We start from the raw sequence: 25833 nt of genomic DNA, 5'->3' as shown, positions 1-25833 counted from the left end.
CCCCCCGGCCTAGAGTTGGTCGAACCCCTTGCCCATGGGAGGACGCGTGACTGAACCATCGGCCTTTGCAGCGGAATGGCGGGACGCATGGAACGCTCATGATCTCGATCGCGTGCTCGATCATTTCCATGACGATGTCGTCTTCACCTCGCCCGTCGCGGCTGCGATCTTTCCGGAGACGCGGGGCCGCCTGCGCGGGAAGCCGGCGCTCAGGGCCTATTGGGCTGAGGGATTGCGGCGCATTCCCGATCTGCATTTCACCATCGAGCAGCTGTTTGCCGGGGTCGATGCGATCGTCATCCGCTATCGCAACCAGAAGGGCGTTTCAGTGAGCGAGGTTCTCGTCTTCGAAGACGGCAAGGTGAAGAGCGGACACGGCACCTATCCCATCGGCGTCGACGATCCGGCGGGCGCCTCGGCGGCGGCCGCATGAAGGAAAGATCCGGCCCGACCGAACCTCGGGGAACCCTTCGTGCCGCCCGATTGTATCATCCTGCGACCGCGCGCCATCCGGCCGCGGGCCGCAGCCCGACGGGGAGATCAGGGTGACCGCCATGAACACCGATCGCGGATCCGCTGCCGATACGCTGGTCGTCGCCTGCCCGGTCGACTCAGCGCTCAACCGCGTGCCCCGCGCCAGGCTCGGCGGCGATCCGAAATGCGGCACCTGCCACAGTCCGCTGTTCCAGGGCCGTACCGTCGCGCTGACGGCCGCGAATTTCGACCGGCACACGCTCAGGAGCGAGTTGCCGATCGTGATCGATTTCTGGGCTGCCTGGTGCGGCCCATGCCGGATGATGAGCCCGAGCTTCGAAGCCGCCGCCGCGCAGCTCGAGCCGCGCGTGCGCATGGCCAAGCTCGATACCGAGGCCGAACCCGCCCTCGCCGCGCGCTTCGCCATTCGCGGCATCCCGAGCATGATCCTGATCCGCAGGGGCGTCGAGATCGCCCGCACCTCGGGCGCGATGTCGACGGCGGCGATCGTCCAGTGGGTCGAGCAGGCGCTGGCGCGGGCGTGATCATCAGGGCGCCATCGCGGCATCATCGGCGCTGAAAAAACGAATTGGAACCGAAACGACCGCGCGTCGTTGTCAGCGTCCGGGGTACTTTTCATTTGGGATATCAGCCATGAAGATGATCGCACTTCTGCTCGCCGCCGCCGTCGCGACGCCGGCCATCGCCCAGGACACCACCATGCCGGCACGCGCGCCGACAACGGCGACGACGACGACAACGACTGCAGCCGACAGCACGACGACCTATCCGCCCTGCTCGGCCACCGTTACCGATCAGTGCATCCAGCGCGGCGGCAGCGGCGGCGGGCATCGTCATCACCCGCATCACCCGCATCACCGGCATCACAAGCACAAATAAACCGGGGTCGAGGGCCGCTCGCGGCCCTGTCGACGTCCAACCCGGACCGGACATGAATCGTCTTTCCCCGGCGCGGGCCGGGGCCTGATTGGGGGGATGCTGGTGACAGATGCGTCGCCGGCTTTTCACCGCCAACCGGCCCCTGCCTCCGCCGCGGAATCCGTGTCTCCCCGCGGCGGCTGATCCGACCGCACGGGGCGCACATGCGCCCTTTCCAAATGTTCCCTTTTCGTTCTATTCTGCCCGTATGCCCCGATTCGACTCAGAGCCCGCTTTCCTCGCCACCGCGAGAGCCGTCGCCACCGCCAGGGATGCGATCGCCGAATCGCCCGGCTGGGTACGGGTCGGCCTGACCTTCGGCAATGAGCGCCTGCGCGAGGAAGCATTGACGACGCTGGCGGCAACCGTCGTCGAGCGGCTCGAAAATCCGCCGCCACCCTATGATGCCGATCAGCTGCCGCTCGCGCTCTGAGGTCGCGCAGCGCCGCCGCATGGTCCGGCTAGCCGGCGCGGTGCAGCCGGTTGCGCATATCCTCGATCCCGACCCGCGCAACGGCGTCATTCGGGTTGGCCGCCGAGATGATGTTCGAGATATGGCCGATCATCTGGCCGATCAGGTCGAAGCTCTGAAGGGCCACGGCGTGGCGTTGCAGCATCACCGGATCGGCCACCAGCTGGTCGCCGACGCTTTCGAGCAGCCGGTTGATGTAATCGAGCTCCTCGGCCAGCCGCGTGTTCAGCAGCGTCGGGCTTTTCGTGAGCGGCGGCACCCTGACCGGCACCGGCTTGGGAAGGCTGTTGCTCGCTGCCTGGCGGCGCACCTCTGCCTGGATTTCGTCAACACGCTGCTGGTGGCCGGCGCGATCGAATTCCGACGTTCCAAATGCCATCACGCCCCCACTTCCCTGATCCGGAACTAACGCGTGGCCCTTGCCGACCGGTTAACGCCATTACTGTGGTAAAAGATGCGGCGCGCAAGGAATGTATTAACCTCGCTCGCGTAGATCGGCGTCGTGCTTAAGAGGGGGCTACCGGCGCCATGCTCAAATTCATTCTTGCCGCAATATTGTTCCTCGTCCTGAGCGACATGGCAGTCGATCATGGCGCGCAAACCAAGCGCGTCGTCGCGCTCGGCAATGGCCTCGGCCATTGGGTGATGCACATGGGCGACGGGTCAATCTTCGGCAAATAGCACCGGCGCGCGCCGCGGGCCGGCGCGCAGCCGCTATTTCGGCTCGGTGAATCGCTTCACCTTGACCGGCAGATCCTTTCCCTTCGTTCGCCGCGAGGGGATCTGCACCGGGTGCTTCTTCTTCCACTGCGCGAAGCTCATCGGGCCGTCGGGCGTGTCGATCATGATATCGTCGGTTGAATCGGCCATGGCGAAACTCCTGTTCGAACCGCGACGACGCCGGGGCGGCCGGATCGTTCCTATTCGAACGCGCGATGCAGGTCCTCGAGGTCGACTTCCTCGATAACCGGAATGGCTTTACTCGCCAGCAAGGTGCCGCACCAGCAGGCGACCAGCATGGCCGTGGGAACGCCGACGACGCGCCACAAGACCACGCCGCGCAACGAGCCCTGACGCAGATAAACGAAGTAGAAGACTCCAAAGGCCAGAAGCGCGACGAGCAGGCCGACCGCGATCCAGCCGCTCCACTGGGTCCTGCCGACAAAGGTGCCCGCATAGCCGCCGGCGAAACAGGCGAGGACCATGCCGATCGCCGGTGCCCAGGTCCTTTCGGGAATCTTGACGGCGATGAAGATCACGACCGCCATCGCCACGATCGCGGCGACGACGCCCAACGCGGCCCTGATCATGATGCCGACCTCCCTTTCGCACGACGCTAGCGATGAGGGTCTGCGGAAACCAATGGCCTCGCCCCTCACCGGATATCCCGGTACAGATCCTCCTCCTCGGCCCGGCGGTTCTCCGGATAGCGTGCCGGATCGAGCCATCCCGGTACCGTGCGCGGCATGACCGGCTCGGCAAAGGTGCAGGCAAGCGCATCGGCATCGTCAGGCGAGGCGAGGCCCCTGCCCTTCATATGCTTCTTCTCCTCGAGCCGCACTGCCTGATCCGCGTCGAAGCCATATTCAGGCCCGGTCAGGTCATCCTCGAGCCCCTGGTGATCGGGGATGCAGCCGCTCTCGAGCCAGTGGCGCATATTGGTCCACATCTCGGCGCGCTTGTTGGCGACGCGGATTCGGGTGCCGCCGATCCACTGCGCCTCGCGTACCCGGTTGTTGCCGAACCAGACCTCGAACACATTCTCGACCCCGAGCTGGCGCAGCCGGTCGACCACGCCCGCGCCGATATTGCCGGCATCGACGAAGATCGCATCGGGCTTCCACCGCGCCGCCGCGAGCGCTATGTCGCCGGCCAGCGTCATGCTGTCGCGCTGGTGCCAGCGCTGCCATGGCCGCGTCCGCGCATCGCGGCCGCAGCGGATCGCCAGCGTCGAATGATCGTCGCCGAACCGCGCGCAATCGACCCCGAAGATCACCGGGTCAGTGCCGAGCGCCCCGCCCGGCAGCCGCGCCCGCGCCGCCGCCACGCTCGCCCGGTCGATGAATTGCATCGACGAGGCGGACGGGAATTGCCCGAGCACGCGCACCTTCACGATGTCGCTGTCGAGGCCATAGGTATCGACCAGCTCGTCGAGATAGGCCTTGTTGGTGCCCTCGACCGTCCGGCTGTCGATCTGCGCGGTGTTCCACAAGGACCGGTGCCGCCCGAACAGGGTGCGGAAGGTGCCGGTGCCCTGGGTCGGGTTGCCGAAGGCGAGGAAGATGATCTCGGTCTGCTCGTCGGTCAGCGCGCCGAGCGCCACCTCCCACACCTTCGCATCGATGCCGCTTGCTTCGTCGAAGATCAGCACGATCCGCTTGCCCTTGTTGTGCAGTCCGGCGAACGCCTCGGTATTGTTGGTCGACCAGGTGACGAGATCGGCCCGCCAGCCGCGCTCATGGCCCTTCTGGGTCGAGACGAGCGCGGTCGCGGTCGGGGTGAACCAGTCGGCGGTGACCGAAAGGCGCGACCATTTGCTGATCTCGGGCGAGGTCTTGGTGAGCAGCTGGCTCTCGGTATTGGCGGTGATGATGATCCGCGCGTCCTCGCAGGTATCGAGCGCCCATTTCACCACCATGCCGATCAGCGCCGACTTGCCGATGCCATGCCCGGAGGCACGCGCGATTCGACATGGGTGCCAGCGCGTCGCGGGATCGGCGAGATGCGTGCCGATCGCCTCGAGCACCGCCCGCTGCCATTGCCGCGGCCCGGTTTCGCCTGCCAGCACGCCCTCGCCCCAGGGATAGGCATAGAGGACATGGCCAAGCGGATCATGGGTGAAAGCGGCGATGTCGCCCGCAAGCGTTGACTGCGGATCGGGTTGGGGGGCGGTCCTGCCGGTCATCGTCCCTCCACCACCTGCCGCCTGCGCCGGGCGATCGTCTCGGCAAGATCAAGAATATCCACGTCCATTTCCATCTCCTGCCGCGGCCGCCCCCAGCCACGATCGAGGATCGCGTTCGCGGCGGAAACCTTCGCGGCATCGCTGCCGCCGTCCTTCATCACGGTCGCCAGGGCATCGATCGCGGCTTCGGTATGCGCGCGGGCGAGTTCCGAAAGCGTCGGGCCTTCGGGCGCGCGGCCACGGATGCGCTTAGTCATCTTTCTCTCCTCCCGCTTCTATCTCCCTTCCCGCTTGCGAGTTTCGGGTCGGTCAGGCTCCCAGCCTGACCTGAACGATGCGGGGCATCGTTCGCCCGAAACTGGGTCGGGGGGAGGGCATGTGAGGGATCAACCAGCATCGATCGGGACACGCCCTCCCCTAACCCCTCCCACAAATGGGAGGGGGACTCCGAGACCCGCTTCATTCCCCCTCCTCCTGCGCACGAAGCGCCGTCACCCGAACCTGCCACCCCGCCCACACCAGCGCGCCGAGAAAATCCTGCACGCTCATTCCCTCGCGCCGTGCCGCCACGATCATCTCGCGCGCCAGATCGGGCTTGCGTGCCTGGACCCAGGAGATCGGCACCGAGGGCGCCGATCGCGGGCCGGTGCCCGAGCGCCAGTGCGGCGCCTCGTTGATCACCGCGGCGGTCCTTTTGCCCGTCGCGACGATCGTCATCCGGCGCGATCGCTGGAAGCGCTCGACCGCGATCAGCCCGCGCTTCTCGAGCTTCTGGACGATGGTGACGGTGGTCGAGATCGAGTTGCAGCCGGTATGTTCCTGGATGTCGTCGGCTGTCGGCGCGCGCCGGCCTGCCTCGGCTGCCTCGGTGATCAGCGCCAGAGTCTTGCGCTCCCACTCGCTGAGCGGCCCGGTCCTGCGCCACCTCATGCCGTCACCCGCGCGGCGATTGCCGCGGTCAGCGCGCCGACCGGACGGGGCCCGGAGCAGTGGTCGCGCTGGCGTGGCCGTGCCGGGGGCCTTGCCCAGGGCCTCGCATCGAGCTGCTCGAGATAGGCCGCGCGCTCGGCTGCCGACATTTGCGGCGAGGCGGGCTTCGCGCTCCCGCGCTCGCCCAGTTCGAGCGCCTTCAGGAAATTGCCGGGGCTGTCGAGCAGCCAGCCGAGCGTCGCCTTCCAGCCATGGTCGTTGCCGCCGCAATGGAACCGGCTCGCCGAAACATTGGCGATCGCATCGAACACCGCTTGTTCGCCATGGGCCTTCACCCGCGTCGCCAGCCTTGCCCGGCGCGTATCGTCGAGCTTGCGAACCGCGCTCAATCCGGCATGCGCCGCCGCCCGGTTCCAGGCAGTCACCACCCGTTCCGCCAGGGGGGGAAGAATCTCGAATTCGAGCGGCAGGAGCGGATCCGAATCCCGATCGGCCGGCGTAGGAATCCCGACTAGATCGAGCGCCACCTTGCTACGCTCCCGGTAGCGCGCCTGACGCTTCGCTCCTGGCGAACGCCGGTCCGTCGCCCCCTCCAGCCGGACGACCGCGTCGACCAGCCCGTCCCCGCTCACCCCTGCCTCGATCAGCAGCTTTATTGCCATCGCCATCACGCTCATTGCCTATCTCCCAGGCGTCCTGCTTCCTTCAATCCACGCATGGCGGTGACGTGATCGCGACCGGCATCGCTGCAGGAAGAACCGCGCAATGAAGCCGCGCCGCGCTGTGAGACACATCGCTGCGGAGGAATCACTGCCATGCCGAGTTGCTACGATATTTGTAGCTTTATTGCAAGAAAAATACGCATTTCGTTAGTGACAGGTGAACGAATCCGCGTCATCATACCCCCATGCTGGGATCAAGCGATCTTCTCGCGGCGCTCGAACGCCTCAAGGCGCAAGGGCTGACGACCAACGCCCAATTGTCGCGGCTGCTCGGCCTGCCCTCGTCGCGCATTGCCGAGATCTTCGCCGGCAGGCGCCAGGTGACGATCGACGAGATGAAGCTGATGGTCGAGCATTTCGGGCTCGAAGGCGCCTCGCCCGCCCCTAGTGCAGAGACGCTCGAGCCGATCCTCGATGCCCTGCTCCCGCTCGCGCCGCCTGGAAAGCTGACGGATCAATCGCGGCGAGCCTTAGCCGAAGCGCTTGCATATGGTCTCGAGCTGCTAGGAGCGCCGTCTGCCAGTCCGGCCAGCCCGGATGCGCTAAAGGTGGCTGCGCGCGCAGCAGCCGTTCGATTTCGCGAGACAGCGACAGCATCGTAACCCGGCACAAGGCGCAATCCAGATAACAGGGCGCGCAATTGTTGAGGCACTCGGGCGTGTCCAGCGTGATGCGTTTCATGAGGCCGCGCGACTCCTTCACCTGTTCACTATTTGTTCTGGCCGAGAGAGTCCAACTTGTCTAGGATTTTTCCTATGCACGGGCGAGCCCCTCAGCGACCGATTCAATCGCGACGGGAATCATAGGAGGAAGTCCACGGACAAAGGCCCGTGTGGCCTGCCTCCCGGCTCTTTGACATGACGAGATATGGGTTCGGCACCGGCCGCCGCTGTTCCCCGCTGTTCTGTGGAACCGCGCCGCTGTTCCGTCGCTGTTCCGCCGCTGTTATCTCGCTGTTCTCCGATAACAGCGAGATACTCGCCAACCGATTGATAATGAACGGAGAAATAGCCCCCGAATTTCCAACATAACAGCGGCGGAAAATAATGTTGCGGAAGAACAGCGGGAACAGCGGAAAAATCCGGAGTCGCTATGGGCCGCCGGGCCGATGGGGCGGCAGCCGGACCTGCCGTCCCGACGGGCCTCCCTCAGCGGCAGATGCGCACGCGGTGATGCCAGCGCCATTCGGTCCAGCAATGCGGATAGCGCCAGCCATAGCCATGATAGCGCGCCGGCCGCCAGCGCGGGCCATGCCAATAGCGGCGGTCATGCCAGCCGCGATCGCGGCCATGATCCCAGCCGCGATCCCAACCGCGATCATAATCATGGTGCCAGCGGCCATGGTCGCCGCGCCACTCCTGGGCGGTCGCGCTGGTGCTTGCGGTCATCGCGGCAACCATCAGGCCGGTTGCGGCGAAGATATGCGAGATCTTCATCGTCCTTTCCTTTCAGCCCGGGGGTCGGGCGATTGGGAAAATACGCATTTCCGCGGGAAGCGTTGCTGAATGCGATGGTCATCCGCGGTACAGGCTGGCCGGCAACTTGGGGCCTTTGATGGGCCGGAATGATATTGCCGCGCCTTTCGTCGATTCAACTCTACCGCATTCCATGTCTAGCCAGTTCCGCACTCAAGGAGGCGTGAATGGCCAGCCAACCACCTTACCCGATCGACGACATGCCGACATCCGACGATGCGCCGGCGCCCGAGACTGAAACCACTTCGCCGCCTACCGAGCAATCGGCGGTAGCCGCGCCCGAAATTCCACCAGATCTCGCGCCGGATCCAGTTTCAGCCGAACCCGTTACCAACACCGGCGATCCAGCGCGCTGGGCGCCCCCAGCCACGCCGGGTGCCGACCCTGCGCCGGTTGCCCCGTTCGGGCCGAAAAGCGTGCGCGGCGGCAACATGTCCATGCGCGTGTTGAGCCGGGCGATGCAGGATCTCGATGTCGTGACCGGCGGGAAACGTGCCGCAACCTATGACGAGGTCGACGAATATGTCGATCGCGCCATCAGGACCGAGCAGGCTCTTGAGCGTGCTGCCATCGCCGCCTGGGCAACGTCGCGGCAACCGGCCGGCGCGCCGGCAATGGCCGGTGATCTCTCCGGCCCGGGCGACCAGAGCACCGATCAGCCCGGCGATGCTCCCACGACCGAAGCCCCGCCCTCACGGCGAATTCCCGACGGCGGGACATCCTTCGGTGAGCCGCACGCGCAAAGCGCCGTTTACTGGCGGCGCCCCAAGCAAGCGCCGGCTGACACGGAGTCAAGCGACGGCATGGACGGTCAGCCAAATCCCATTGGAGCGCCGCGGGACGATCCGACGCTGCAGCAGGTCGATTTGCGACCGTTCGATTTCGGGTCCCCCTATGTCAAACGCTCCAACCATTATTGGGAGCTTCAGGCCAAGCTCGAAAAAGCCGGAGATCGCGACACCTATTATTTCGAGTCCGTGGCACGGATGACGGCCAATCTCGCGAATATGGATGGGTGGGCTTATGGAGGCCAGGCTGACCTCGATCCCCAGGTTCGCGCCTATAGCGAAAAGCTGAGCCAGGCCATCGCCGATTTCAATGATGGCCAAGTCGCCAAAATCATATCCGGCACGATCCCCGAGCGCGGAACCGCCCTGGACAGCAAGCTTGTTGTCGACGAACAGAAATTCATTCAGTCCAGGCTAGACAATCTCCGAAAAACCAACAAGATTTTATATGATGACTTCGTCAGGGGAATAAACAGGAATGCCAATGTGACGGGGTGGAAATCCTGGGCCAACAGCATTACCGATGAAGCGGTTCATCGGGCTGCCGAAGAAACCCGGCGGATACTGGGCAGGCCCATCAACTTCGCAACATCAATGACAGAATTGCCATGGGCAATCAAATGACGAAGGATATGAGAAAGATGGCCGAATTCGTAAAGGAATTGCGGAAACAGAACGAAATCAACCTTCCTACTTTGTAGTTTTTGGGGCGCAGCATGACATTTGCGGAAAAAATAAGAAGCAAGGGACTCACCTTCGGCTACATCACGCAAAAAACTTCTGAAGCCATATTCAGCTCAATAATATTATCTATTTCTGGTATTATTATTCAGAAATTTTCTTATGATCCTCAATATTATGGAATCTACAACAATCCTAGCTCACTTGACTCCGTATTGGAAAGTTTTGCAGTTACTATATTTTTTAATATCTTCACACTTTATCCCATTATGATGTTCGTTCCCCTGCTTATATCCAGGAGTTTTTTCAAGCTCAACAGAATACAAACCGCAATAATCTCAGCAATTTCTTCCCTATTATATGTTATGGGTTGGTCTTACTGCATCGATTTTTTCGTGAATTGGACGATGTGGATCGTATTCATCATGACGACATTGTTTGTCTTCTGGTCTTCATTTCAGTTTTATCCTGGCCCAGAAACTGACGATCCAACTCATTTGTACTGACAGATTCTCACGAATGAAGGTTGCCCCGACTCATGCGCCCCCATCCTTCACCCCGGCACTTTCCGCCGCGGCCAGCGCAGCTTGCGGAACAGGCCGCGCCGGGAGAGCGGCTCGAACATCTCCTCCGGCCCTTCCGGGTCGAGCAGTTCGTTGTCCGCCAGCCATGTCTCCGCCTCGCTGAGGTCAGGCACCGCATAGGGCCGCAGCGTCTTGCCCTTTCCGCGCAGCGCCTCGATCGTCGCGATCAGCGAGCCGCTCTCGTCGATCGCCTGCGAGACCTGGCCGATGTCGAGCCCGAGATGCTCGGCGATCAGCCCGTCGCGGATGCGCCGGATCTGTGCCGTCTCAGCGCCCTCCCCATGGGCGTCGATCGACAGGTCGCATTCCGTATCGAGCCTGAGCGAGCGGTTGTTGACGTTGGAGGACCCCACCCTGAGGATTCGGTCGTCGGCGATCAGGATCTTGGCATGGACGTAGATCGGCGTGCCGCCGGCCGTGAACGGATGATAGATGCGCAGCCGGTCCTGCCTGTCGCGCAGCTTCAGCGCGCGGAACAGTTCGGCGCGCGCGCTGTCCATCGCCAGCGGCTGCAGCCAGCCTTCGGCGGCCACGGGGTTGATGATCACGATCTCGGGCGGGTTCTCGCCCTCGAGCCGGGCACCGACCCACTCGGCGATGCGGCGCGAGGCGAAATACTGGCTTTCGATATAGAGATGCTGCCGCGCCGCCATGATCTGGTCGCGGTACAGTTCCTCGATCTCGCGGACCGGCTGTTCGTCCTCCATCAGCGGCACCGAACGGGCGATCGCCATGTCGACCGCGGTGAAATCGACCGGCAGGCCTTTCGGCCAGCAAGAGCGGTCCAGCTTGACCGGCGCCGGCGGTGCGGCGCCGGATCTCTTCCAGCGCGCCCGGCCGAGGTCGCCCAGCGCGCGCGCCAGCGCACCGTCAACTGCCCAGGCCGCATCATGCCAGGGCAGCGCGGGCTTGCCGTTCGGCTGGGTGCGCCGCGGATCGTCGTCCTTGTGCTCGCGCGTGTCCCAGCGATTCGCGGTCATGTCGATCCCGCCGCAAAAGGCGAGGCAATCGTCGATCACGATCAGCTTCTGGTGGTGCGAGGCGCCGGTCGGGTGATGGTTGTCGAGCCGGGCGTGCATGTGCTCGCGCCTGATCCAGCCGAGCAGCGAGACCAGCGTGCGGCCATGCACCAGCGTCTTCAGCGCGCCCATATCCCAGCGCAGCAGATAGATCTCGAGCTCGGGCGTGCGGTCGACCAGCCAGGAGAGCAGGTCGCCGATCCGCGCCGGCCCGTCGTCGCCGGCCTCGGCCTCGACCTCGATCCGCGCGTCGAAGTCCCAGCCGATCAGCAGGATCTGGCGCTTCGCCGCGAGCATCCCGGCCCGCGCGAAGCGGAAGTAATCGGCGGCGTCGATGATGACCGCGGCGTGGTCGGCGCGCGCGACCTGCCAGCAATTCCGTCCGGGGACGAAGAGCGTGTCGGTACGGTCGTTGCGCGATGCTGCCTTACCGGTCGGCATCTGGCGCCACGATCATTGCCTTTCGGTACGGCTTACCGGGCATGGGCCGCCCCGCGTTGCTCCCTGGCCGCCTTCGCTGCCTTGGCCGCACGGTGATGGCCGATCCAGCACCCCGCGACCGCCCCGGCGACCGCATGCCCCTTGCCGACATAATGGCCGGCCACGCCGCCGATCGCAGCGCCCTTCAGGCAGCCCTTGGCAAAGGCCGGCGAGGCGGAGACGATCATCGCAGCCGCGGCAAGGCTGAGAGCGAAACGGGACATGGCAAGCTCCTTGGTTCGACAACGGCATTGGTAACGCGCGCCGCGTCAAAACGGCGCGCGCGCCAATCAATTATCCTTCACGCCGACCACCGGCACGTCGACCTTCTTCTTGGTCGTCTCGACCTTGGGCACGTCGATCGTCGTCGATTTGGTGCCGACCACCAGTTCCTTCGAATGCACATTGACGTCAGGCAGGCTGCCGCCCTTCGCGCTGACGTTCACATCCGGCAGCGAACCGCTTTTCACATTCGCGCTCCAGAATCCCGAAGCGAAAAGAATAGCAACGATGGCGACAATGATGACCAGAACGATGGCCACCACGCCACCGGGGCCAATCCCGCGGCGTTCGACGACTGTGCTGTCCGGTTCTTCGCGAATATAGTCGGCCATGATACTCTCCATTTACTAGGACTTCGGATAACCGCGTTCAGCCGCGCTTCGTTCCAGCATTGGGAAAGCGTAACATTGGTGCGAACGGTGCTGGTCACCGACGCTCACGGACGGCGTCCCATTGCGAATCCCCCGGCTTTGGCCGATCCTGTGCGCTGCACTCAATCTCTCAACCGGCGCGGTTACGCCGTCCGAAGCGAAAGACACGTCATGCCCTTCTCCCTCTATGCCGCGACCATTCCCTCCTATCGCCAGATCCTCTCGGCGGTCGCCGCGCTGCTTCGAAAGGCCGACTCCTTTGCGGCCGAGCAAGGGATCTCGTCCGACGATCTCGTCAGGCAGCGGCTGGCCGAGGACATGCTGCCCTTCGGCTATCAGGTGAAGTCGGCCGTGGCCCATTCGCTCGGCGCGATCGAGGGGGTCCGCGCCGGCGTGTTCAGCCCCGACCGGAGCCCATGGCCTGACACTATTGCCGATCTCGGCGCGCTGGTCGCCGAAGCGAACGCGGCGCTCGAGGCGATCGAGCCGGCCGAAATCGATGGCTTTGTCGGCCGGCCGATGCGCTTCACCATGGGCGAGATGCGGATGGATTTCGTCGCCGAGGAATTCCTCCTCTCCTTCTCCCAGCCGAATTTCTATTTCCACGCGACAACCGCTTACGACATCCTGCGCGCAAACGGCGTTCCCCTCGGCAAGCGCGATTTTCTGGGCAGGCCGCGCACGATCGCCAGCTGAAGATGGACGCATTGGGGCCACCTGCCGGCTACCTGGTCAGCTTTCATACAGCCATGTGCCGTTAAAGCGGCGAAGCCATGGCAAGCAGTGACGAAATCAGCTCTCTCGGTGCCGCGATGGGCCCGCATGCCCCGCTCTATCTGCTGCTGCTGATTCTGGTGATCGCAGCGCTGCTGGCGCGCCGCGCGACCGTCTTCCGGAGCTTCCTGACGATCGCGACATGGGGCGCTCTCGCCGCCCTGCTGCTGGTGGTGACCGGGCAGCGCGCGCGCTTCGATCCCTATCTGGCCCGTCTCGCCGCGATGCTGAAGCTCGACGGCCAGGAAGTGGTCGGCAAGGAAGTGCGCATCCGCATGTCGCCCGACGGCCATTTCTGGGCGCGCGCGCGGATCGGTGGGGTCGAACGGCGCATGCTGATCGACAGCGGCGCGACCGTGACCGCGCTGTCTGCCGACAGTGCGGCCGAGATGGGGCTCCGGCCCAACGACGCGGTGTTCCCTGTCGTGCTCAACACCGCCAACGGCCAGGTCGCGGCGCAGACCGCTACGGTGGATGAATTGCGGCTCGGCGACATCACTGCGCGCGATCTCACGGTCGTCGTATCGCCCGCGTTCGGCGACACCGATGTGCTCGGCATGAACTTCCTGTCGCGGCTGAAATCATGGCGGGTGGAGGACGGAACGCTCATCTTGGTGCCGCATCACCCGCAGGCCGAGACCCGGCAAGGCCCGGCTTAGCTCGAGGCGCTCCGCTCGCGCCTGATGCTCCCGATCAGTTCGGCATAGACCCGCGCGCTCTGCAGGAATTCGTGCCGCAGGGCGATGTCGTCAGTGCGCGCTGCGCGGCTGCGCGCTTCTTCCTCGCGCCGAATATAGCGCGACTCCCGTTCGCGCAGGACGGCATCGTCGGTGAATCTGGGCGTGGCGGCCGGATTGCCGTCGCCCGCGGACGGCTCCGCCTGACGTCGCGGACCGGGCTCAGGCGCGGCGATGTGTCTTGTGAACCCGTATCGGCCGGTATTGGCGTCACCATTGTCCAGATACACCACACCCACGGCTTCCGGCGCATCCGTCACCTCGAGCTCGATCGCGATCGGCGCATTGAGCGAATTGCCGCGATGCGCCCTTGCCGACCGGAGACAGGCAACCATCGAGCCATGATCGGGGCCGCGCACCAGGATCAGCCCGCTCGAATCAAGCTTTCGCCAGCTCCAGACGGATCGAATCATGCCGCCGCCGATGGGGCTCACCGACGACCTGATGAAAACCTCATATCTGTGATCGGCGCCGCTCATGGAATTGCAACATTATCAAGAGGTTATTATTTCGATATCACCGTATAATCAGTAATATATGGTATTTCACAAAGGTTAATTCGAAAGATAATTTCTTCGGCGTAACGTTTGTCACGCTCTCCTGGCGACGGGATCGAGACCCGCCTGAAACCGCGATCTGCATCGAGGCGCAAGCTGGTGGATTCGCCGTCGCGATCCCTACATTGCGTTCATGCCCGCCGCCATCACCGATCTTTTCGACAATGCGTCGCCGGCCATCGGCCCGCCGGGCCTCGCCTACGCGCCGGATATCATTACCGCCGCCGAAGAGCAGGCGCTGCTCGCCGGGCTGGCCGGGATCGAGGTAACGCCGTTCCGCTTCCAGGGCTGGCTCGGGAAAAGGCTGACCGCCTCCTTTGGCTGGCGCTATGATTTCGACACCGCCCGCTTCGATCCGGCCGATCCGATCCCCGATTTTCTGCTGCCCCTGCGCGAAAAGGCCGCGGGTTTCGCCGGCCTATATCGCGACGATCTCGTCCAGGCGCTGGTCGTCCGCTACGATCCCGGCGCCGGCATCGGCTGGCACCGCGACCGGCCGCTGTTCGAGCATGTCGTCGGCATCTCTCTCGAAGCGCCTGCAACGCTCCGCCTGCGTCGCCGCCGCGAGCGCGGCTTCGATCGTACCGCCCTCCCGCTTGCCCCGCGCTCGATCTACCATCTGAGCGGCGAGGTACGGCACGGCTGGGAACACAGTATCGCCGCGATGGCGGTCCGCCGCTGGTCAGTAACCTTTCGCAGCCTGTCGGAGAAGGGGCTGGCCGCGGTCGCCCGATAGCCCCCTAGGCGCGTCGTACGAACGGGATGGCGAGCGTCGTGTTGGTCAGCGCGCGCCACAGCCATTCCAGCGGCCCGTACAGGAAATAGCGGAACCACAGCCGCGCCAGCGGTATCTGCACCGCGAACGCGATCACGCCCATCGCCAGCGCTTCGGCCTGGCTTATCCAGGCGTGCATGCCGAGCCCGAAACCATAATAGAGCGGCACGAAGACGAGCGACTGGCCGATATAGAGGCTGAGCGTCATCCGTCCGACAGGGGCGAGCAGCTTCAATATTGGTTGCGCAGCAGTCTGGTAGAGTTCGATGAACAACACGACCTGGATGGTCATCGCCGCCAGCGCACTCCAGCTTTCGAACGCCCATTCGACGTTGCGCCGCATTGCCCCGCCGGAATCACCGACGCGCCCGGCTGACTCGATGCAGATCGGGCCGAGGAAATACAGCGCGACCCAGCTTGCGATTGCGATCGCCAGCACGACGCGCCTCTGGCGGACAAACCGGTCGGGCGCGGCAAAGAATCCGCTCCTGCCGAGCAACAGGCCGATGACGAACAGCCCGGCGATCTCGGTCAGCCGCCCGGTTTCGATATAGAACCACCATTTGGCGAGCGCGCCGTCGACCAGATTGGCGCGGAAGGCCTCGCTTAGCGATCCGTTGGCGAGGATCGTCAGGCTCGGATCAGTGAAGAAATGCGGCAGCTGGCGGGCCCAGGCTGCGCCCGCAAGGGCGCACCAGGCGTGGATCAGCAGCGGTATCTCGGCAAAGCACAGGGCAGCGATCAGCAGCAGCGCGGATCGGCTCCGGATCCGGTGGAACAGCAGCAGGAGCAGCCCCATCGGCGCCAGCACCTGAAGGATGTCGCCGCGATAGACCAGCCCGTGCAGGATCCCGAAGACGAACAGGATCGCCAGCCGCCACGCAAAGCGCGCGCTGAAATCGACCCCGCGCTGCGCCGCCCGGTCCATGATGATGAAGAAACTGAGCCCGAAGCACAAAGCGAACAACGCGAAGGCCTTGCCAGCGAACAGCCCGAACACCCAATCATGCACTGCGCTCGGGGTCGGATGCGCCCAGTACAGCTCGAACAGTTCGACTGAATGGACGAGGAAAAGCCCGAACAGCGCATAACCGCGCAGTGAATCGACCAGCTCAAGGCGCGACGGCTGTTCCACGATACATCCCCCCCTCGCCCCCTGTTGGGCTTGGAAGCTTGTGTATCGAGACCTCAGGCCGGCGGCAATCGGAGGCGACTCGGCGTCGGCATCTTGGAAGGCTATCGCCTGGCGCTCGATCTTGCACGCCAATGCCGCGAGGAGCATATCGGCGCCATGGCCACGCAGTCAGAATCCATAGCCTCCAGGTCTGCCAAGAGCGCCCCGGTCATAATGGGCCGAAGCGCGGCGACGGGTGCGTTCGTGTTGAAGCCGGCTTCGAAGTCAGGCGCGATTTCGAACAAGGATGCCCGGAACGCGATCCGGATCGTCACCGGCAAGAAAAAATAGACATTGGCCGACGATGCCCGGCCATCGACGGTCGATGTCTTCATCAACTGCCCGTTCGACCAAGACTACGCGCCAACGTTCAGGGCGCTGATCTTCGCCATATATGCCTGCGGTTTCCGGCCTCGTTCAGCCCGGGAACTGGATGACGGCGGGCAAACCCGGATCGACAAGCTCTTCAACCTGATCGCCGAATGCCGGTACGGGATACATGATGTTTCGCGTACCGAACTGGATGGAAACGGCTTGCCCCGGTTCAACATGCCGCTCGAGCTTGGCATCTTCCTCGGGGCGAAGCGCTTTGGCGGCAAGGCGCAGAGGCTCAAGCGCCTCCTGATTCTGGATACCGAGCAATATCGCTATCAGATGTTCATTTCGGATCTGGCTGGCATCGACATTCACGGCCATCGCGGCGACCCGGCAGTTGCAGTGCGGGAGACGCGTGACTGGCTGGCGAATGTTTCGCGGCGCCATCTGCCTAGCGCAGACAGGGTGGTGCGAACGCACGATGCCTTTCTCGCGGATCTTCCGGCGCTGTCCGAGGCGCTCGAGTTCGATCCGGAAACCATTCCCTATGTCGATTTCGAACGCATCGTCACGAACTGGCCGATAGCCGCGCCCGCGCCCCGATAGCCCACCCATCGCATTCACATCCGCGGCGATCACCCAGTGCCCGGATCACCAGGCCATGGCGCACAAGCACGGCCATTCGCGGTGATTTTCGGGCGCCTCGCGTCATGTGATATTATCTTTTCCAACCCTGTTGACGGCAGTTGCGGAAATGTGCGGATAGTCGTTACGGGAGTGCGCGCAAGGATGTTCGATCGGGATTTGCTGGAGGCGGAAACACGCGAGGTCGGCCACCGCGTGCGCGAGCAGCTCGCGCGCCGCCGCATCTCGCGCCAGGCGCTCGCCGACATGGCGAAGATCAGCCTGTCGACGCTCGAAAAATCGCTCTCCGGCACCCGCCCCTTCACCCTTGCGACGACGGTCCGCCTCGAGGAAGCGCTTGGCGTCCCGCTCCGCCCCGGGCCGGCACCGGCGCCCGCCGTCTCGCACGACCTCGCACCCGAACATATGGGCGCCTATGCACGCGCCGCGGTGCGCTGGATCGAAGGCCGCTACCTCACCCTCCGCCCGAGCTTCGGCAGCCCCGGCGACATCTTCGCCTATGTCACGACGATCCGCTGGCTCGACGAGGCAGGCCATCTCGGCTTTGCTGAATCGCAGCGCCTGGATGCCCGGTTCGAGCAGGGCGGACATGTCTCGATGCCCAATCTCTCGGGGCATATCTATCTCGTCACCAATGTCGCCGGCCAGTACCGGCTGGTGATCCTCGGCAGGCCGACGATCGAGGGATCGCTTTATGGCCTGCTGACCACGCTCCAGGTCGGCAAGGGCTCGCAGCTCGTGCCCGTCGCCTGCCCGATCGCGCTCGCCCGGCTCGATCCGGATGCCGAACCCGCGATCGGTCGCATCAACCCCGACGCAGCGGTCTATCCCGATTACCGCGAGGCGCTCGACGGGGCGATCAGCGGGGATTTCGTGCGGTTTCCGGGGTGATGCGCGGCGATCTCCGGGGAGATCGTCAATATCATATATGATCTGTTGTGCGCCGATCTCCGTGCCGCTATTCCCTCTCGAAACTCGGGACGAACCCGAAGGGACGGAGAGAAGACATGAAGATCGTCACACTGGCCGCAGGCCTTTCCCTGCTCTGCGCTAGCGCCGCCCAGGCCGCGGACCGGACGCCCGAGCAGGTCGTGAAGGACCATGTCGCGTCGATGAAGACTGCCAATGTCGACGCAGTGATGGCCGATTATGCCGCTGACACGGTCGTCATCACCCCGCCGGGCCTGGTGCCGTCTCAGGTGCCCGCGACCGGCCCGGGCGTCTATTCAGGTATCGCCAATGCGCGGAAGGTCTTTGTCGTGCTCACCGGCAGCGGCAGCATCGCGGGCATTCGCTCGATGGAAACCACGGTCGAGCCGCTTGGCGGCGATGTCGCCCTGCTCCACTGGATCCAGTTCCGCGGTACGCCGCAGCAGGTATCCGGTACCGACGTGTTCGTCGTGCGCCGCGGCAAGGTCGCGGTCCAGGACATCATCGTCGACGCGCCGGCGCACTAAGCCACCCGACCGGAAGATCCTCAATGCGGCTCATGCCGATGACCCTCGGGGGTGGGATGACCAGCCGGCGCTGACGGCTGGGACCGGAGGACCGGCGCCGGGTGCGGCTGGACCGGCGGCGCCGGCGGCCGTTGGCGTGCCTGGATCGCGGCGCGCTGTTGGGCCTGGGCTGCCTGGCGCTGCTGGGCTTGCGCCTGTGCCTGGGCTGCCTGGCGTTGCTGCGCCTGTATCGCCTGGCGCTGCTGCGCTTGCGCCTGGGCTTGAGCGCGTTGCTGCGCCTGCACCGCCTGGCGTTGCCGGGCCTCGGCCTGCGCCTGGGCTGCCTGGCGTTGCTGCGCCTGTATCGCCTGGCGCTGCTGCGCTTGCGCCTGGGCCTGAGCGCGTTGCTGCGCCTGAACCGCCTGGCGTTGCCGGGCCTCGGCCTGCGCCTGGACGCGCTGTTGCGCCTGACGCTGCTCGGCCTGGACGCGTTGCTGCGCCTCGCCACGCTGGCGGGCCTGCGCCTGTTGCTGCGCCGCCTGCTGTGCCCGGACCTGGTTCTGCGCCCGTTCCCGGGCTTGTGCCGCGTCGCGCAGCTGCGCCTGCCTGGCCAGTGCCGCAGCCCGATTCTGTTGCTGCTGCGCGGCCGCCTGTTGCGCCATCATCTGCTGGCGCCGGGCCTGATCCTGTTGCTGCTGCGCCGCCTGCTGCGCCCGCACCGCCTGTTGATGTGCCGCCATATCAGCGCCCGGCCGGTAGCCGACATCGGGGCCAAGCGGCCGTCGCGGTCCCTCGACGCCGCCGGTCACCGGCTGGGGTTGCGGCTGCTGCTGGTTCGGATTGATCCCGGGCCGTGCCCCGGGGGGCAGCGGCATATCCTGCGGGCGGCGCTGTGGCTGGCGCGCCTGCGCCATGATCGCGTCGCGCTCCTTCTGCGCTGCCCGCTGCCGGGCCGCCGCATCGCCGTCGAAGCCGGGGGCGGGCGGCGCGAAGCGGCGGTCGTCATGCGCCCAGCTCGCCCTGGTCCAGGCCGGCGGGATCGCGCGCGGCGGTGGCGGGGTGCTGAAATCATTTCCCTGCCAGGCGGCAAAGCGCACCGCATCGGCGCGGCGCCGGGCTTGTTCCTCATCCCAATGCCGCGCTTGTTGCGGCGCGGTGCGCTGATGATATTCCTGCCAGGAGGGCTGCGCCGCCCGCTCCGCCGCCCAGCGGCGCGCGTCGACGATCGCTTTCTGCCGCGCCGCCCAGTTCGCGGCGATCACCGGACGCCGTTCGCGCGAGGCGCCGTAGAGCGCGCGGCCCCGGGCATAATAGCGCGAGGCATAGTCGAGCCGCGGGCCATAGTCGCCATCGGGAATGATGCTGCCGTCAGGGCCGTACACCACCGCGAGCCGCCCGCCGTCATAACCATAGCCATAGGATGGATCGCGCACGAAATAGGGCGAGTCGGCGCCGGGCCGGTAATAATAATAGCGATAGCCATCGCTGAGCGGCTCGACGAACTCGATCGAATTGTCGTAACCCTGCCACGCCCAGGGTTCGACATCGTCATAATAGAAGCCGTAATCGGGCGGCGCGTCCCCCAGGGCATCGGCGAAGCCCGAGGCGTCATCGGCATAGGCATAATCGTCGCGCGGATCGGCGACGCGCGCCGTGCCGATCCGCCGGCTCGCCGGAAGCAGGGCGGCCGCGGGCGCATGGGCTGGCTCGGTCGTGCCGCCCGGCGCAAGCGGCAGCGTCGCGGGCAACGCCGGCAGCTGATAGGCCGCCTGGTCGCGGCCGGTGCCGCCCTGGGGATTGCAGCCCGCCAGGGCGAGCCCGGCGACGATTGCCGCAGCAGCGGCTGCGCCGCGCAAATGGGTACGGAAATGCTCGGTCATGGCATCACTCCTCGATGCCCCCCAAGCGCGCAGACTGGAACATCGTTCCTGAACTCGCGCTGGCCCGGTCGTTCATCGAGGGGTTCGCCTGCTCCGCCCCGTATGGCGGAAAGCAACAGGCCGGTCATCCCAAGTACGAGGCCGAACCTGCGGTGACTTCCCCCTCAAAAGCAAGGCCGGGCTCCATTGCTGGAACCCGACCTTACCCTGACCCGTAAAATGAGTTTCCTCAAAATCGGCTCGCGCCGGCGATACTACCATTGCGGCTTCGCTGCCTATTCCTGATTATCGGGATTCATTCGCTATCACGCACATTGTGGGACACTGCCTGATCGATCGATCGGCCCAGGTAGCGATGAATGGCGCCTGCATGTCCCATTCCGGACCCATTCACCGCGACTCAGCCAAACCGGTTTCCAAGCTGGCACGGCAAATGTTCGATCCGAACCTCCCGCGCCCCGCAGATTGAAGGAGCCGCACCATGAAGAATCTTTTCACCAGGGTCAGCCTCGCCCTGGCGCTCGGCGCCACTGCCCTGACCGCCGCCGCGCCCGCCGATGCCCAGCGCTATAATGGCGGCTATCGCAACCATGACGGCACCGGCACGGCCATCGTCGCCGGCATTGCAGGCCTCGCGATCGGCGCAGCCCTTGCCTCGAGCAGCAATCGCCGCGACGGCTATTACGAGCAGGACGGCTATTATGCCCAGCCCAATTATTACGACCAGCGCGGTTATTACAATCAGCGCGGCTATTACGACCAGCGCGGCTATTACGACCAGCGCGGCTATTATGCCGATCGCGGTTACGATCGGGATCGTGGCTATGACCGTCATCGTCGCCATCATCATGACGGCGACCGCGACTATCGCGGCTACGACCGGGATGAAGGCTACAGCCAGGGCTATGGCTATTGATCGGCGAATCCATCCGGGCGAACCCAAGCCGCCCGGATGGAACTAACACGGGTTAGGCCGGTTATATCTTGCGAAGCGGCTTGCCCCCCTCGCCGCTTCAAAATCTCGGAAGCCCCGTCAGCGCCCCCCGCTGGCGGGGCTCTCCATTTGGGGCCCTTCCATCCCGACGGCCTTGATCATATCGATATTTCGGATATATTCGAATTATCGAATCGAGGAGGCGGAGATGAAACGGATTCACCTTCACGTCAGCGTGCCGGACATCGACCAGGCGATCGCCTTCTATACGACGCTGTTCGACGCACCGCCCGTCGTCGTCAAAACCGATTACGCGAAATGGATGCTGGAGGATCCGCGCGTGAATCTCGCCATCTCCTCGCGCGCTCGTGCGGCAGGGGTCGATCATGTCGGCATCCAGGTCGACAGCGCCGCCGAGCTCGCCGAACTCGCCGGGCGGTTGAAGGCGGCGGGCTCGCAGACCATCGACCAGGAGGCAACCACCTGCTGCTACGCGAAGTCGGACAAGAGCTGGGTCGCCGATCCCGCCGGCGTGCGCTGGGAGAGCTTCTACACGCATGGCGAAGCGACTGCCTATGGCGAGGACGAAGCGTTGCCCTCGCCCGCTGCCTGTTGCGCGCCCGCGGTCAGCGAAAAGGCGTGCTGCTGATGCAACTGCCCGTTGCCGTCGATGCCCTGTCGGCGCTTGCGCATGGCAGCCGTCTCGCTGTCTTCCGCCTGCTGGTTCGCGCCGGCGCCGACGGCATGCCCGCCGGCGAGATCGCCCGCGAGATCGGCGCCCTGCCCAACACCCTGTCCTCGCATCTCACCATTCTCGGCCATGCCGGCCTGATCCGGTCGCGGCGCGATGGCCGGTCGATCATCTATTCGGCCGATTATCAGCGGATGCGCGATCTGCTCGGCTTTCTGGTCGAGGATTGCTGCGCCGGCCAGCCGGAAATCTGCGCGCCGATCCTCGGCGCCACCGGCAAGGCAGTTTGCTGCCCGGGCGAAACCAGCGCGGCATGATTCCGATAAGCATGACTCGGCGGCTGGCCGCCGAAGCGCTCGGCACCGCCATGCTGCTGGCGATCGTGATCGGATCGGGCATCATGGGCGAGCGCCTCGCCGGCGGCAATGTGGCGATCGCGCTGCTCGGCAACACGATCGCGACCGGTGCCGGGCTTGTCGTCCTCATCACCATCTTCGGTCCGGTCTCGGGCGCCCATCTCAATCCCGCCGTCACGCTCGTCATGCTGATCCGGCGCGAAATGGATGCGCGCACCGCCGCCGCCTATGTCGTGGCGCAGGGTGCCGGTGCGATCCTCGGCGCCTGGGTTGCGCACGCGATGTTCGCCGAGCCGCTGCTGCAGATATCCGCCAAGCTGCGCGATGGGCCGGCCCAGGGATTTTCGGAATTCGTGGCGACCTTCGGGCTGATCGGCACGATCCTCGGCACCCGGTCGCGACCCGATACCGTCCCGGCCGCGGTCGGCCTGTACATCGTCGCTGCCTATTGGTTCACTGCGTCGACCTCGTTTGCGAACCCGGCCGTCACCCTTGCACGCAGCCTGTCCGATACCTTCGCCGGCATCGCCCCGGCATCGGCCCCCTTGTTCATCGCCGCGCAGTGTGCGGGCGCCATTGCCGCCGCCTTCCTGTTCGGATGGCTGTTGAAGGAGAAACCCCGGCTATGAGCGACATTTTTCCCGTCACGATCTATCACAATCCCGACTGCGGCACCTCGCGCAACACGCTCGCGATGATCGAGGCAGCCGGCTATGCGCCCGCCATCGTCGATTATCGCCAGACCGGCTGGACGCGCCCGCTTCTCGCCGATCTGCTTTCGGCGATGAAAGCCACGCCGCGCGACCTGCTCCGTGAAAAGGGCACCCCCGCCGCCGAGCTTGGCCTGCTCGATCCGGGGGTTTCGGAGGAGGCGATTCTCGACGCAATGGTCGCCCACCCTATCCTGGTGAACCGGCCGATCGTCGTCACCCCCAGGGGCGCTGCCCTGTGCCGCCCGTCCGAACGCGTCCTCGCGCTGCTCGACAAGGTTCCGGAGCATTTCGTCAAGGAAGACGGCGAGGTCGTTCGGGGATAGCCGATCCGGCATGCCCTCAGCGCGCGTCGTGGAAGATGATCCCCAGCGTGTGGCGATGCCCCGAGCGCAGCCGGCTGACCCCGTGGCGCATCTTCACCCGGTAATCGCCGCGCACGCCCTTGCTCGGCCGCTCATTGACCGCAAAGACAACCGCATCGCCCTTGGCGAGCGGTACCACTTCCACCCGGGTCTGCATGCGCGGGCGTTGCTCGGTCAGCACGAACTCGCCGCCGGTGAAATCCTCGCCCGGCGCCGAGAGCAACACGGCAACCTGCAGCGGAAAGGCGAGATCGCCGTACAGATCCTGGTGGAGGCAATTATAGTCGCCCTCGCCATAGCGGAGCAGCAACGGCGTCGGCCGCGTCTGGCCTGCGGCGTGGCATGCGTCGAGCCAGGCGGCGTGATCGTCCGGATAGACGCCGGCCATGCCCATCCGCGCATTCCAGCGGTTCGCGATTCCCGCGAGCCGTGGATAGAGCGCGGTCCGCAGGCCCTGGACCAGGGGCGGCAGCGGATAGCTGTAATAGCGATATTCGCCCCGCCCGAAGCCGTGCCGCGCCATCACCACATGGCTGCGGAACTGCGCGCCAGGGCCATAGCCGGCGGCAAACGCATCGCACTCTGCATCGGCAAGCAGCCCCGGCAACAGCGCGAACCCCGCCGCATCGAGATCGCCACGAACCCGCTCCCAGTCGATCGTCGAAACGCGCGTGAGGGCGGGTTCCGGCCGGCCGGCGTACCGGGTCGTCGCGTCAGCTTCCTGAGTCATGGTCATCGTGTCGGCCTTTGATCGTTCACAGGCGCATCATGGCGGAGCGTGGCAGGCGATTCACCCCACGCCTTGTGGTCAAAAAATCCGGGATGCCGCAAAGACGCGCGCAGCCGATGCTGTCGCGCGCGGCCAGTCCTGCTATTTCGAGCCCGAGGAGGGTCTCCCCGCAGCATGCGCAAGCCACGCACGACCATGGACGGCCCGATCGAGCCGGCACCGCTCGAGCCGGCAGCGCCCGACAGCGCGATCGCCGATGGGGCGCGTGTCCGCGCCATCCTCGTCGCCTCGGCAAGGGCGGGCGAACCGATCAGCTATTCGCACCTGCTCGCCCAGCTCGGCCACCGCTTCACCCGGCCGAAGATGCGCGCGGTGTGCAAGACGCTCGATGCGATCGATTCGGCCGGCGCCGCGGCGGGCGAGCCCGAGCTGGCGGTGCTGCTCGTCCGCGAATCCGACGGATTGCCCGGTCAAGGCTGGTGGGTCGGGGAGCGGGTGATGCGGCTCGGTTATGACGGCCCCTGGACAGGCGCGCCGGCGCTGGCGTTCGTGCGGGCGCTGCAGGAGGAAACCTTCGCCTGGTGGCGGGAGCGCGGCTAGCCGGTATCCGGCTTTGCCCCGGGCTCGCTTCCTAATCCCCCGCGTACAGCGCCCAGGCGCTCGCCAGATCCTGCACGACATGGCCGAGCGATTTATACGCCGTGATCTGCTCGGCCGACTGCCTTCCCGGAATCGTCCCCGCCAGCACCTCACCGATTTCGCCGACGATATGCGTGTCTGCGATCAGGCCGGCTGCCCGCGCGCGCAGGAACTCGGCACCCTGGGCGAGCACGCCTTCGCGGCCGTCGGCAATGAAGCGCGAGCGGACGACCAGATCATTGTCAACCTCGACCGGCCCGGCATGGCTCGATCCGACCAGGTTGAGATGCGTGCCGGGGCGAACCCAGGCGCCCTTCAATATCGGTTCGGCCGCACTGCTCACGGTGCAGATGATATCCGCGCGCGCCACTGCGTCTGGAACCTCGGCCGCCGCCACCGCCGGGATGCCAAGCTCGGTGTTCATCTCGGCGGCAAGCGCCGTCGCCTGTTCGATCCTCCGCCCCCAGATGCTGATCGACCGCAGCCGCCGCACCGTCGCGATCGCCCGGATATGGCTCACCGCCTGCTCGCCGGTGCCGAGGATCGCCAGATCTCCTGCGTCGGGCCGCGCCAGCGCATCGGTCGCGACAGCGCTCGCCGCCGCCGTGCGGATCGCGGTGATCTCGCCGGCATCGACAAGGCAGACCGGCGCACCCGTCTCCGGATCGAACAGCACGACCAGCCCCTGATGCGATGGCCGCCCTTTCGCGGCATTGCCGGCAAAGATGCTGATCAGCTTGGCGCCGAACGGCCCGTCGCTCGCCATCGCCCCCGGCATGATGCCGAACAGCCGCCCCTCGGCGAGGGGGATGATCGACCGCAGATGCTGGAGCGTCTCGCCGCGCGAAAAGGCGATCATCGCCTCGCGGACGATCGGGATGCACTTCTCATAGGTCAGCCGCCGCGCGACTTCGTCCCGATCGATGAACCGCATGATGCCTCCGGCCGGTCAGGCTGCTGGGTTGAAAGGAGGACGGCGAGCACCGCGCGCCG

At 65.3% G+C, this 25833-nt stretch carries 36 protein-coding genes; 20 read left to right on the top strand and 16 right to left on the bottom strand.

The genetic code is table 11. The features are described 5' to 3' along the window. Window positions 1-46: 46 nt before the first annotated feature. The 4 genes from ABD050_RS00980 to ABD050_RS00965 all read left to right on the top strand — a co-directional run bounded on the left by ABD050_RS00980 (window position 47) and on the right by ABD050_RS00965 (window position 1846). Window positions 47-433, top strand: a complete 387-nt coding sequence (locus ABD050_RS00980; protein ID WP_343887243.1) for a nuclear transport factor 2 family protein — start codon at window positions 47-49, stop codon at window positions 431-433. 121 nt (window positions 434-554) lie between these two features. Continuing rightward, window positions 555-1019: a thioredoxin TrxC gene (gene trxC / locus ABD050_RS00975; RefSeq protein WP_343887424.1), complete on the top strand. Its 465-nt coding sequence runs from the start codon at window positions 555-557 to the stop codon at window positions 1017-1019. Between the two features lie 109 nt (window positions 1020-1128). Further along, window positions 1129-1374, top strand: a complete 246-nt coding sequence (locus tag ABD050_RS00970; RefSeq protein WP_343887242.1) for a hypothetical protein — start codon at window positions 1129-1131, stop codon at window positions 1372-1374. A gap of 247 nt (window positions 1375-1621) precedes the next feature. Continuing rightward, window positions 1622-1846: a DUF6771 family protein gene (locus tag ABD050_RS00965; RefSeq protein ID WP_343887241.1), complete on the top strand. Its 225-nt coding sequence runs from the start codon at window positions 1622-1624 to the stop codon at window positions 1844-1846. Window positions 1847-1874: 28 nt separating this feature from the next. Here ABD050_RS00965 and ABD050_RS00960 read toward each other — a convergent pair whose 3' ends face one another. Continuing rightward, window positions 1875-2267, bottom strand: coding sequence for a hypothetical protein (locus tag ABD050_RS00960; RefSeq protein WP_343887240.1), 393 nt, complete (start codon window positions 2265-2267; stop codon window positions 1875-1877). Between the two features lie 146 nt (window positions 2268-2413). Between ABD050_RS00960 and ABD050_RS00955 the strand changes: the two genes are divergently transcribed. After that, window positions 2414-2566, top strand: coding sequence for a hypothetical protein (locus ABD050_RS00955; RefSeq protein WP_343887239.1), 153 nt, complete (start codon window positions 2414-2416; stop codon window positions 2564-2566). A gap of 33 nt (window positions 2567-2599) precedes the next feature. Here ABD050_RS00955 and ABD050_RS00950 read toward each other — a convergent pair whose 3' ends face one another. The 6 genes from ABD050_RS00950 to ABD050_RS00925 all read right to left on the bottom strand — a co-directional run bounded on the left by ABD050_RS00950 (window position 2600) and on the right by ABD050_RS00925 (window position 6397). Next, on the bottom strand, window positions 2600-2755 hold the full coding sequence (locus ABD050_RS00950) for a hypothetical protein (RefSeq protein WP_343887238.1): 156 nt from the start codon (window positions 2753-2755) through the stop codon (window positions 2600-2602). Between the two features lie 50 nt (window positions 2756-2805). After that, entirely contained in the window at window positions 2806-3195 is a 390-nt protein-coding gene (locus ABD050_RS00945; protein ID WP_343887237.1) for a hypothetical protein, read from the bottom strand. Between the two features lie 65 nt (window positions 3196-3260). Continuing rightward, window positions 3261-4790 (bottom strand): terminase, encoded by a 1530-nt coding sequence (locus ABD050_RS00940; protein WP_343887236.1) that lies wholly within the window; start codon window positions 4788-4790, stop codon window positions 3261-3263. Beyond that, window positions 4787-5047: a hypothetical protein gene (locus ABD050_RS00935; RefSeq protein WP_343887235.1), complete on the bottom strand. Its 261-nt coding sequence runs from the start codon at window positions 5045-5047 to the stop codon at window positions 4787-4789. The genes ABD050_RS00940 and ABD050_RS00935 overlap by 4 nt, the downstream gene beginning before the upstream one ends. A gap of 202 nt (window positions 5048-5249) precedes the next feature. After that, window positions 5250-5720 carry a hypothetical protein gene (locus tag ABD050_RS00930; RefSeq protein ID WP_343887234.1) on the bottom strand — a complete coding sequence of 157 codons (471 nt, stop codon included), beginning with the start codon at window positions 5718-5720 and terminating at the stop codon, window positions 5250-5252. Continuing rightward, complete coding sequence (locus tag ABD050_RS00925) at window positions 5717-6397, bottom strand: hypothetical protein (RefSeq protein WP_343887233.1); 681 nt, start codon at window positions 6395-6397, stop codon at window positions 5717-5719. Before ABD050_RS00925 ends, ABD050_RS00930 begins: the two co-directional genes overlap by 4 nt. Window positions 6398-6627: 230 nt before the next feature. Here ABD050_RS00925 and ABD050_RS00920 point away from each other — a divergent pair, with 230 nt between their 5' ends. After that, a complete protein-coding gene (locus tag ABD050_RS00920) occupies window positions 6628-7044 on the top strand; it encodes a helix-turn-helix domain-containing protein (RefSeq protein WP_343887232.1) in 417 nt (138 codons plus the stop codon). Window positions 7045-7590: 546 nt separating this feature from the next. Here the strand turns inward: ABD050_RS00920 and ABD050_RS00915 are convergent. Then, complete coding sequence (locus tag ABD050_RS00915) at window positions 7591-7878, bottom strand: hypothetical protein (protein ID WP_343887231.1); 288 nt, start codon at window positions 7876-7878, stop codon at window positions 7591-7593. A gap of 206 nt (window positions 7879-8084) precedes the next feature. Between ABD050_RS00915 and ABD050_RS00910 the strand changes: the two genes are divergently transcribed. Further along, entirely contained in the window at window positions 8085-9329 is a 1245-nt protein-coding gene (locus ABD050_RS00910) for a hypothetical protein (protein ID WP_343887230.1), read from the top strand. 610 nt (window positions 9330-9939) lie between these two features. Here the strand turns inward: ABD050_RS00910 and ABD050_RS00905 are convergent. From ABD050_RS00905 to ABD050_RS00895, 3 genes are all read right to left on the bottom strand, one after another. Next, window positions 9940-11430: a phospholipase D-like domain-containing protein gene (locus ABD050_RS00905; RefSeq protein WP_343887229.1), complete on the bottom strand. Its 1491-nt coding sequence runs from the start codon at window positions 11428-11430 to the stop codon at window positions 9940-9942. A gap of 32 nt (window positions 11431-11462) precedes the next feature. Beyond that, the gene (locus tag ABD050_RS00900; RefSeq protein ID WP_343887228.1) at window positions 11463-11693 is read right to left on the bottom strand and encodes a hypothetical protein; all 231 of its coding nucleotides are present in this window, start codon (window positions 11691-11693) and stop codon (window positions 11463-11465) included. Window positions 11694-11759: 66 nt separating this feature from the next. Further along, on the bottom strand, window positions 11760-12083 hold the full coding sequence (locus tag ABD050_RS00895) for a hypothetical protein (protein WP_343887227.1): 324 nt from the start codon (window positions 12081-12083) through the stop codon (window positions 11760-11762). A gap of 210 nt (window positions 12084-12293) precedes the next feature. Between ABD050_RS00895 and ABD050_RS00890 the strand changes: the two genes are divergently transcribed. After that, window positions 12294-12818, top strand: coding sequence for a DUF1993 domain-containing protein (locus tag ABD050_RS00890; RefSeq protein WP_343887226.1), 525 nt, complete (start codon window positions 12294-12296; stop codon window positions 12816-12818). Between the two features lie 77 nt (window positions 12819-12895). Further along, complete coding sequence (locus ABD050_RS00885; protein WP_343887225.1) at window positions 12896-13555, top strand: retropepsin-like aspartic protease family protein; 660 nt, start codon at window positions 12896-12898, stop codon at window positions 13553-13555. On the opposite strand, the gene ABD050_RS00880 is transcribed toward ABD050_RS00885, so the two are convergent. Continuing rightward, a complete protein-coding gene (locus tag ABD050_RS00880) occupies window positions 13552-14046 on the bottom strand; it encodes a hypothetical protein (protein WP_343887224.1) in 495 nt (164 codons plus the stop codon). The genes ABD050_RS00885 and ABD050_RS00880 overlap by 4 nt on opposite strands. Window positions 14047-14323: 277 nt before the next feature. On the opposite strand from ABD050_RS00880, the gene ABD050_RS00875 reads away from it, so the two are divergent. Next, window positions 14324-14926: an alpha-ketoglutarate-dependent dioxygenase AlkB gene (locus ABD050_RS00875; protein WP_343887223.1), complete on the top strand. Its 603-nt coding sequence runs from the start codon at window positions 14324-14326 to the stop codon at window positions 14924-14926. Window positions 14927-14930: 4 nt separating this feature from the next. Here the strand turns inward: ABD050_RS00875 and ABD050_RS00870 are convergent, their stop codons facing one another. Beyond that, on the bottom strand, window positions 14931-16100 hold the full coding sequence (locus ABD050_RS00870; protein WP_343887222.1) for a DUF418 domain-containing protein: 1170 nt from the start codon (window positions 16098-16100) through the stop codon (window positions 14931-14933). A gap of 93 nt (window positions 16101-16193) precedes the next feature. On the opposite strand from ABD050_RS00870, the gene ABD050_RS00865 reads away from it, so the two are divergent. From ABD050_RS00865 to ABD050_RS00850, 4 genes are all read left to right on the top strand, one after another. Further along, complete coding sequence (locus tag ABD050_RS00865; RefSeq protein WP_343887221.1) at window positions 16194-16430, top strand: hypothetical protein; 237 nt, start codon at window positions 16194-16196, stop codon at window positions 16428-16430. 3 nt (window positions 16431-16433) lie between these two features. Next, a complete protein-coding gene (locus ABD050_RS00860) occupies window positions 16434-17060 on the top strand; it encodes a hypothetical protein (RefSeq protein ID WP_343887220.1) in 627 nt (208 codons plus the stop codon). Between the two features lie 183 nt (window positions 17061-17243). Then, on the top strand, window positions 17244-17990 hold the full coding sequence (locus ABD050_RS00855) for a helix-turn-helix domain-containing protein (RefSeq protein WP_343887219.1): 747 nt from the start codon (window positions 17244-17246) through the stop codon (window positions 17988-17990). A gap of 116 nt (window positions 17991-18106) precedes the next feature. Next, entirely contained in the window at window positions 18107-18556 is a 450-nt protein-coding gene (locus ABD050_RS00850) for a nuclear transport factor 2 family protein (protein WP_343887218.1), read from the top strand. Between the two features lie 20 nt (window positions 18557-18576). On the opposite strand, the gene ABD050_RS00845 is transcribed toward ABD050_RS00850, so the two are convergent. Further along, window positions 18577-20415, bottom strand: coding sequence for a hypothetical protein (locus tag ABD050_RS00845; protein WP_343887217.1), 1839 nt, complete (start codon window positions 20413-20415; stop codon window positions 18577-18579). A gap of 481 nt (window positions 20416-20896) precedes the next feature. Between ABD050_RS00845 and ABD050_RS00840 the strand changes: the two genes are divergently transcribed. The 5 genes from ABD050_RS00840 (at window position 20897) to arsC (ending at window position 23432) form a co-directional block, all read left to right on the top strand. Beyond that, window positions 20897-21331 carry a hypothetical protein gene (locus tag ABD050_RS00840; protein WP_343887216.1) on the top strand — a complete coding sequence of 145 codons (435 nt, stop codon included), beginning with the start codon at window positions 20897-20899 and terminating at the stop codon, window positions 21329-21331. 226 nt (window positions 21332-21557) lie between these two features. Next, window positions 21558-21998 carry an ArsI/CadI family heavy metal resistance metalloenzyme gene (locus ABD050_RS00835; protein ID WP_343887215.1) on the top strand — a complete coding sequence of 147 codons (441 nt, stop codon included), beginning with the start codon at window positions 21558-21560 and terminating at the stop codon, window positions 21996-21998. Further along, window positions 21998-22357, top strand: a complete 360-nt coding sequence (locus tag ABD050_RS00830) for an ArsR/SmtB family transcription factor (RefSeq protein WP_343887214.1) — start codon at window positions 21998-22000, stop codon at window positions 22355-22357. Before ABD050_RS00835 ends, ABD050_RS00830 begins: the two co-directional genes overlap by 1 nt. A gap of 11 nt (window positions 22358-22368) precedes the next feature. Next, on the top strand, window positions 22369-23025 hold the full coding sequence (locus ABD050_RS00825; protein WP_343887213.1) for an MIP/aquaporin family protein: 657 nt from the start codon (window positions 22369-22371) through the stop codon (window positions 23023-23025). Continuing rightward, on the top strand, window positions 23022-23432 hold the full coding sequence (gene arsC, locus ABD050_RS00820; protein WP_343887212.1) for an arsenate reductase (glutaredoxin): 411 nt from the start codon (window positions 23022-23024) through the stop codon (window positions 23430-23432). Before ABD050_RS00825 ends, arsC begins: the two co-directional genes overlap by 4 nt. A gap of 16 nt (window positions 23433-23448) precedes the next feature. Here the strand turns inward: arsC and ABD050_RS00815 are convergent, their stop codons facing one another. Then, on the bottom strand, window positions 23449-24201 hold the full coding sequence (locus ABD050_RS00815) for a 2OG-Fe(II) oxygenase (RefSeq protein ID WP_343887423.1): 753 nt from the start codon (window positions 24199-24201) through the stop codon (window positions 23449-23451). 174 nt (window positions 24202-24375) lie between these two features. Between ABD050_RS00815 and ABD050_RS00810 the strand changes: the two genes are divergently transcribed. Continuing rightward, complete coding sequence (locus tag ABD050_RS00810) at window positions 24376-24801, top strand: ribose-phosphate pyrophosphokinase (protein ID WP_343887211.1); 426 nt, start codon at window positions 24376-24378, stop codon at window positions 24799-24801. A gap of 31 nt (window positions 24802-24832) precedes the next feature. Here the strand turns inward: ABD050_RS00810 and ABD050_RS00805 are convergent, their stop codons facing one another. Next, the gene (locus ABD050_RS00805) at window positions 24833-25774 is read right to left on the bottom strand and encodes an ornithine cyclodeaminase family protein (protein ID WP_343887210.1); all 942 of its coding nucleotides are present in this window, start codon (window positions 25772-25774) and stop codon (window positions 24833-24835) included. Between the last annotated feature and the right edge of the window lie 59 nt (window positions 25775-25833).

Origin of the sequence: Sphingomonas oligophenolica, assembly GCF_039522915.1 — a bacterium.
Taxonomy (GTDB): domain Bacteria; phylum Pseudomonadota; class Alphaproteobacteria; order Sphingomonadales; family Sphingomonadaceae; genus Sphingomonas; species Sphingomonas oligophenolica.
This window is presented reverse-complemented; position numbering and strand designations above follow the sequence as displayed.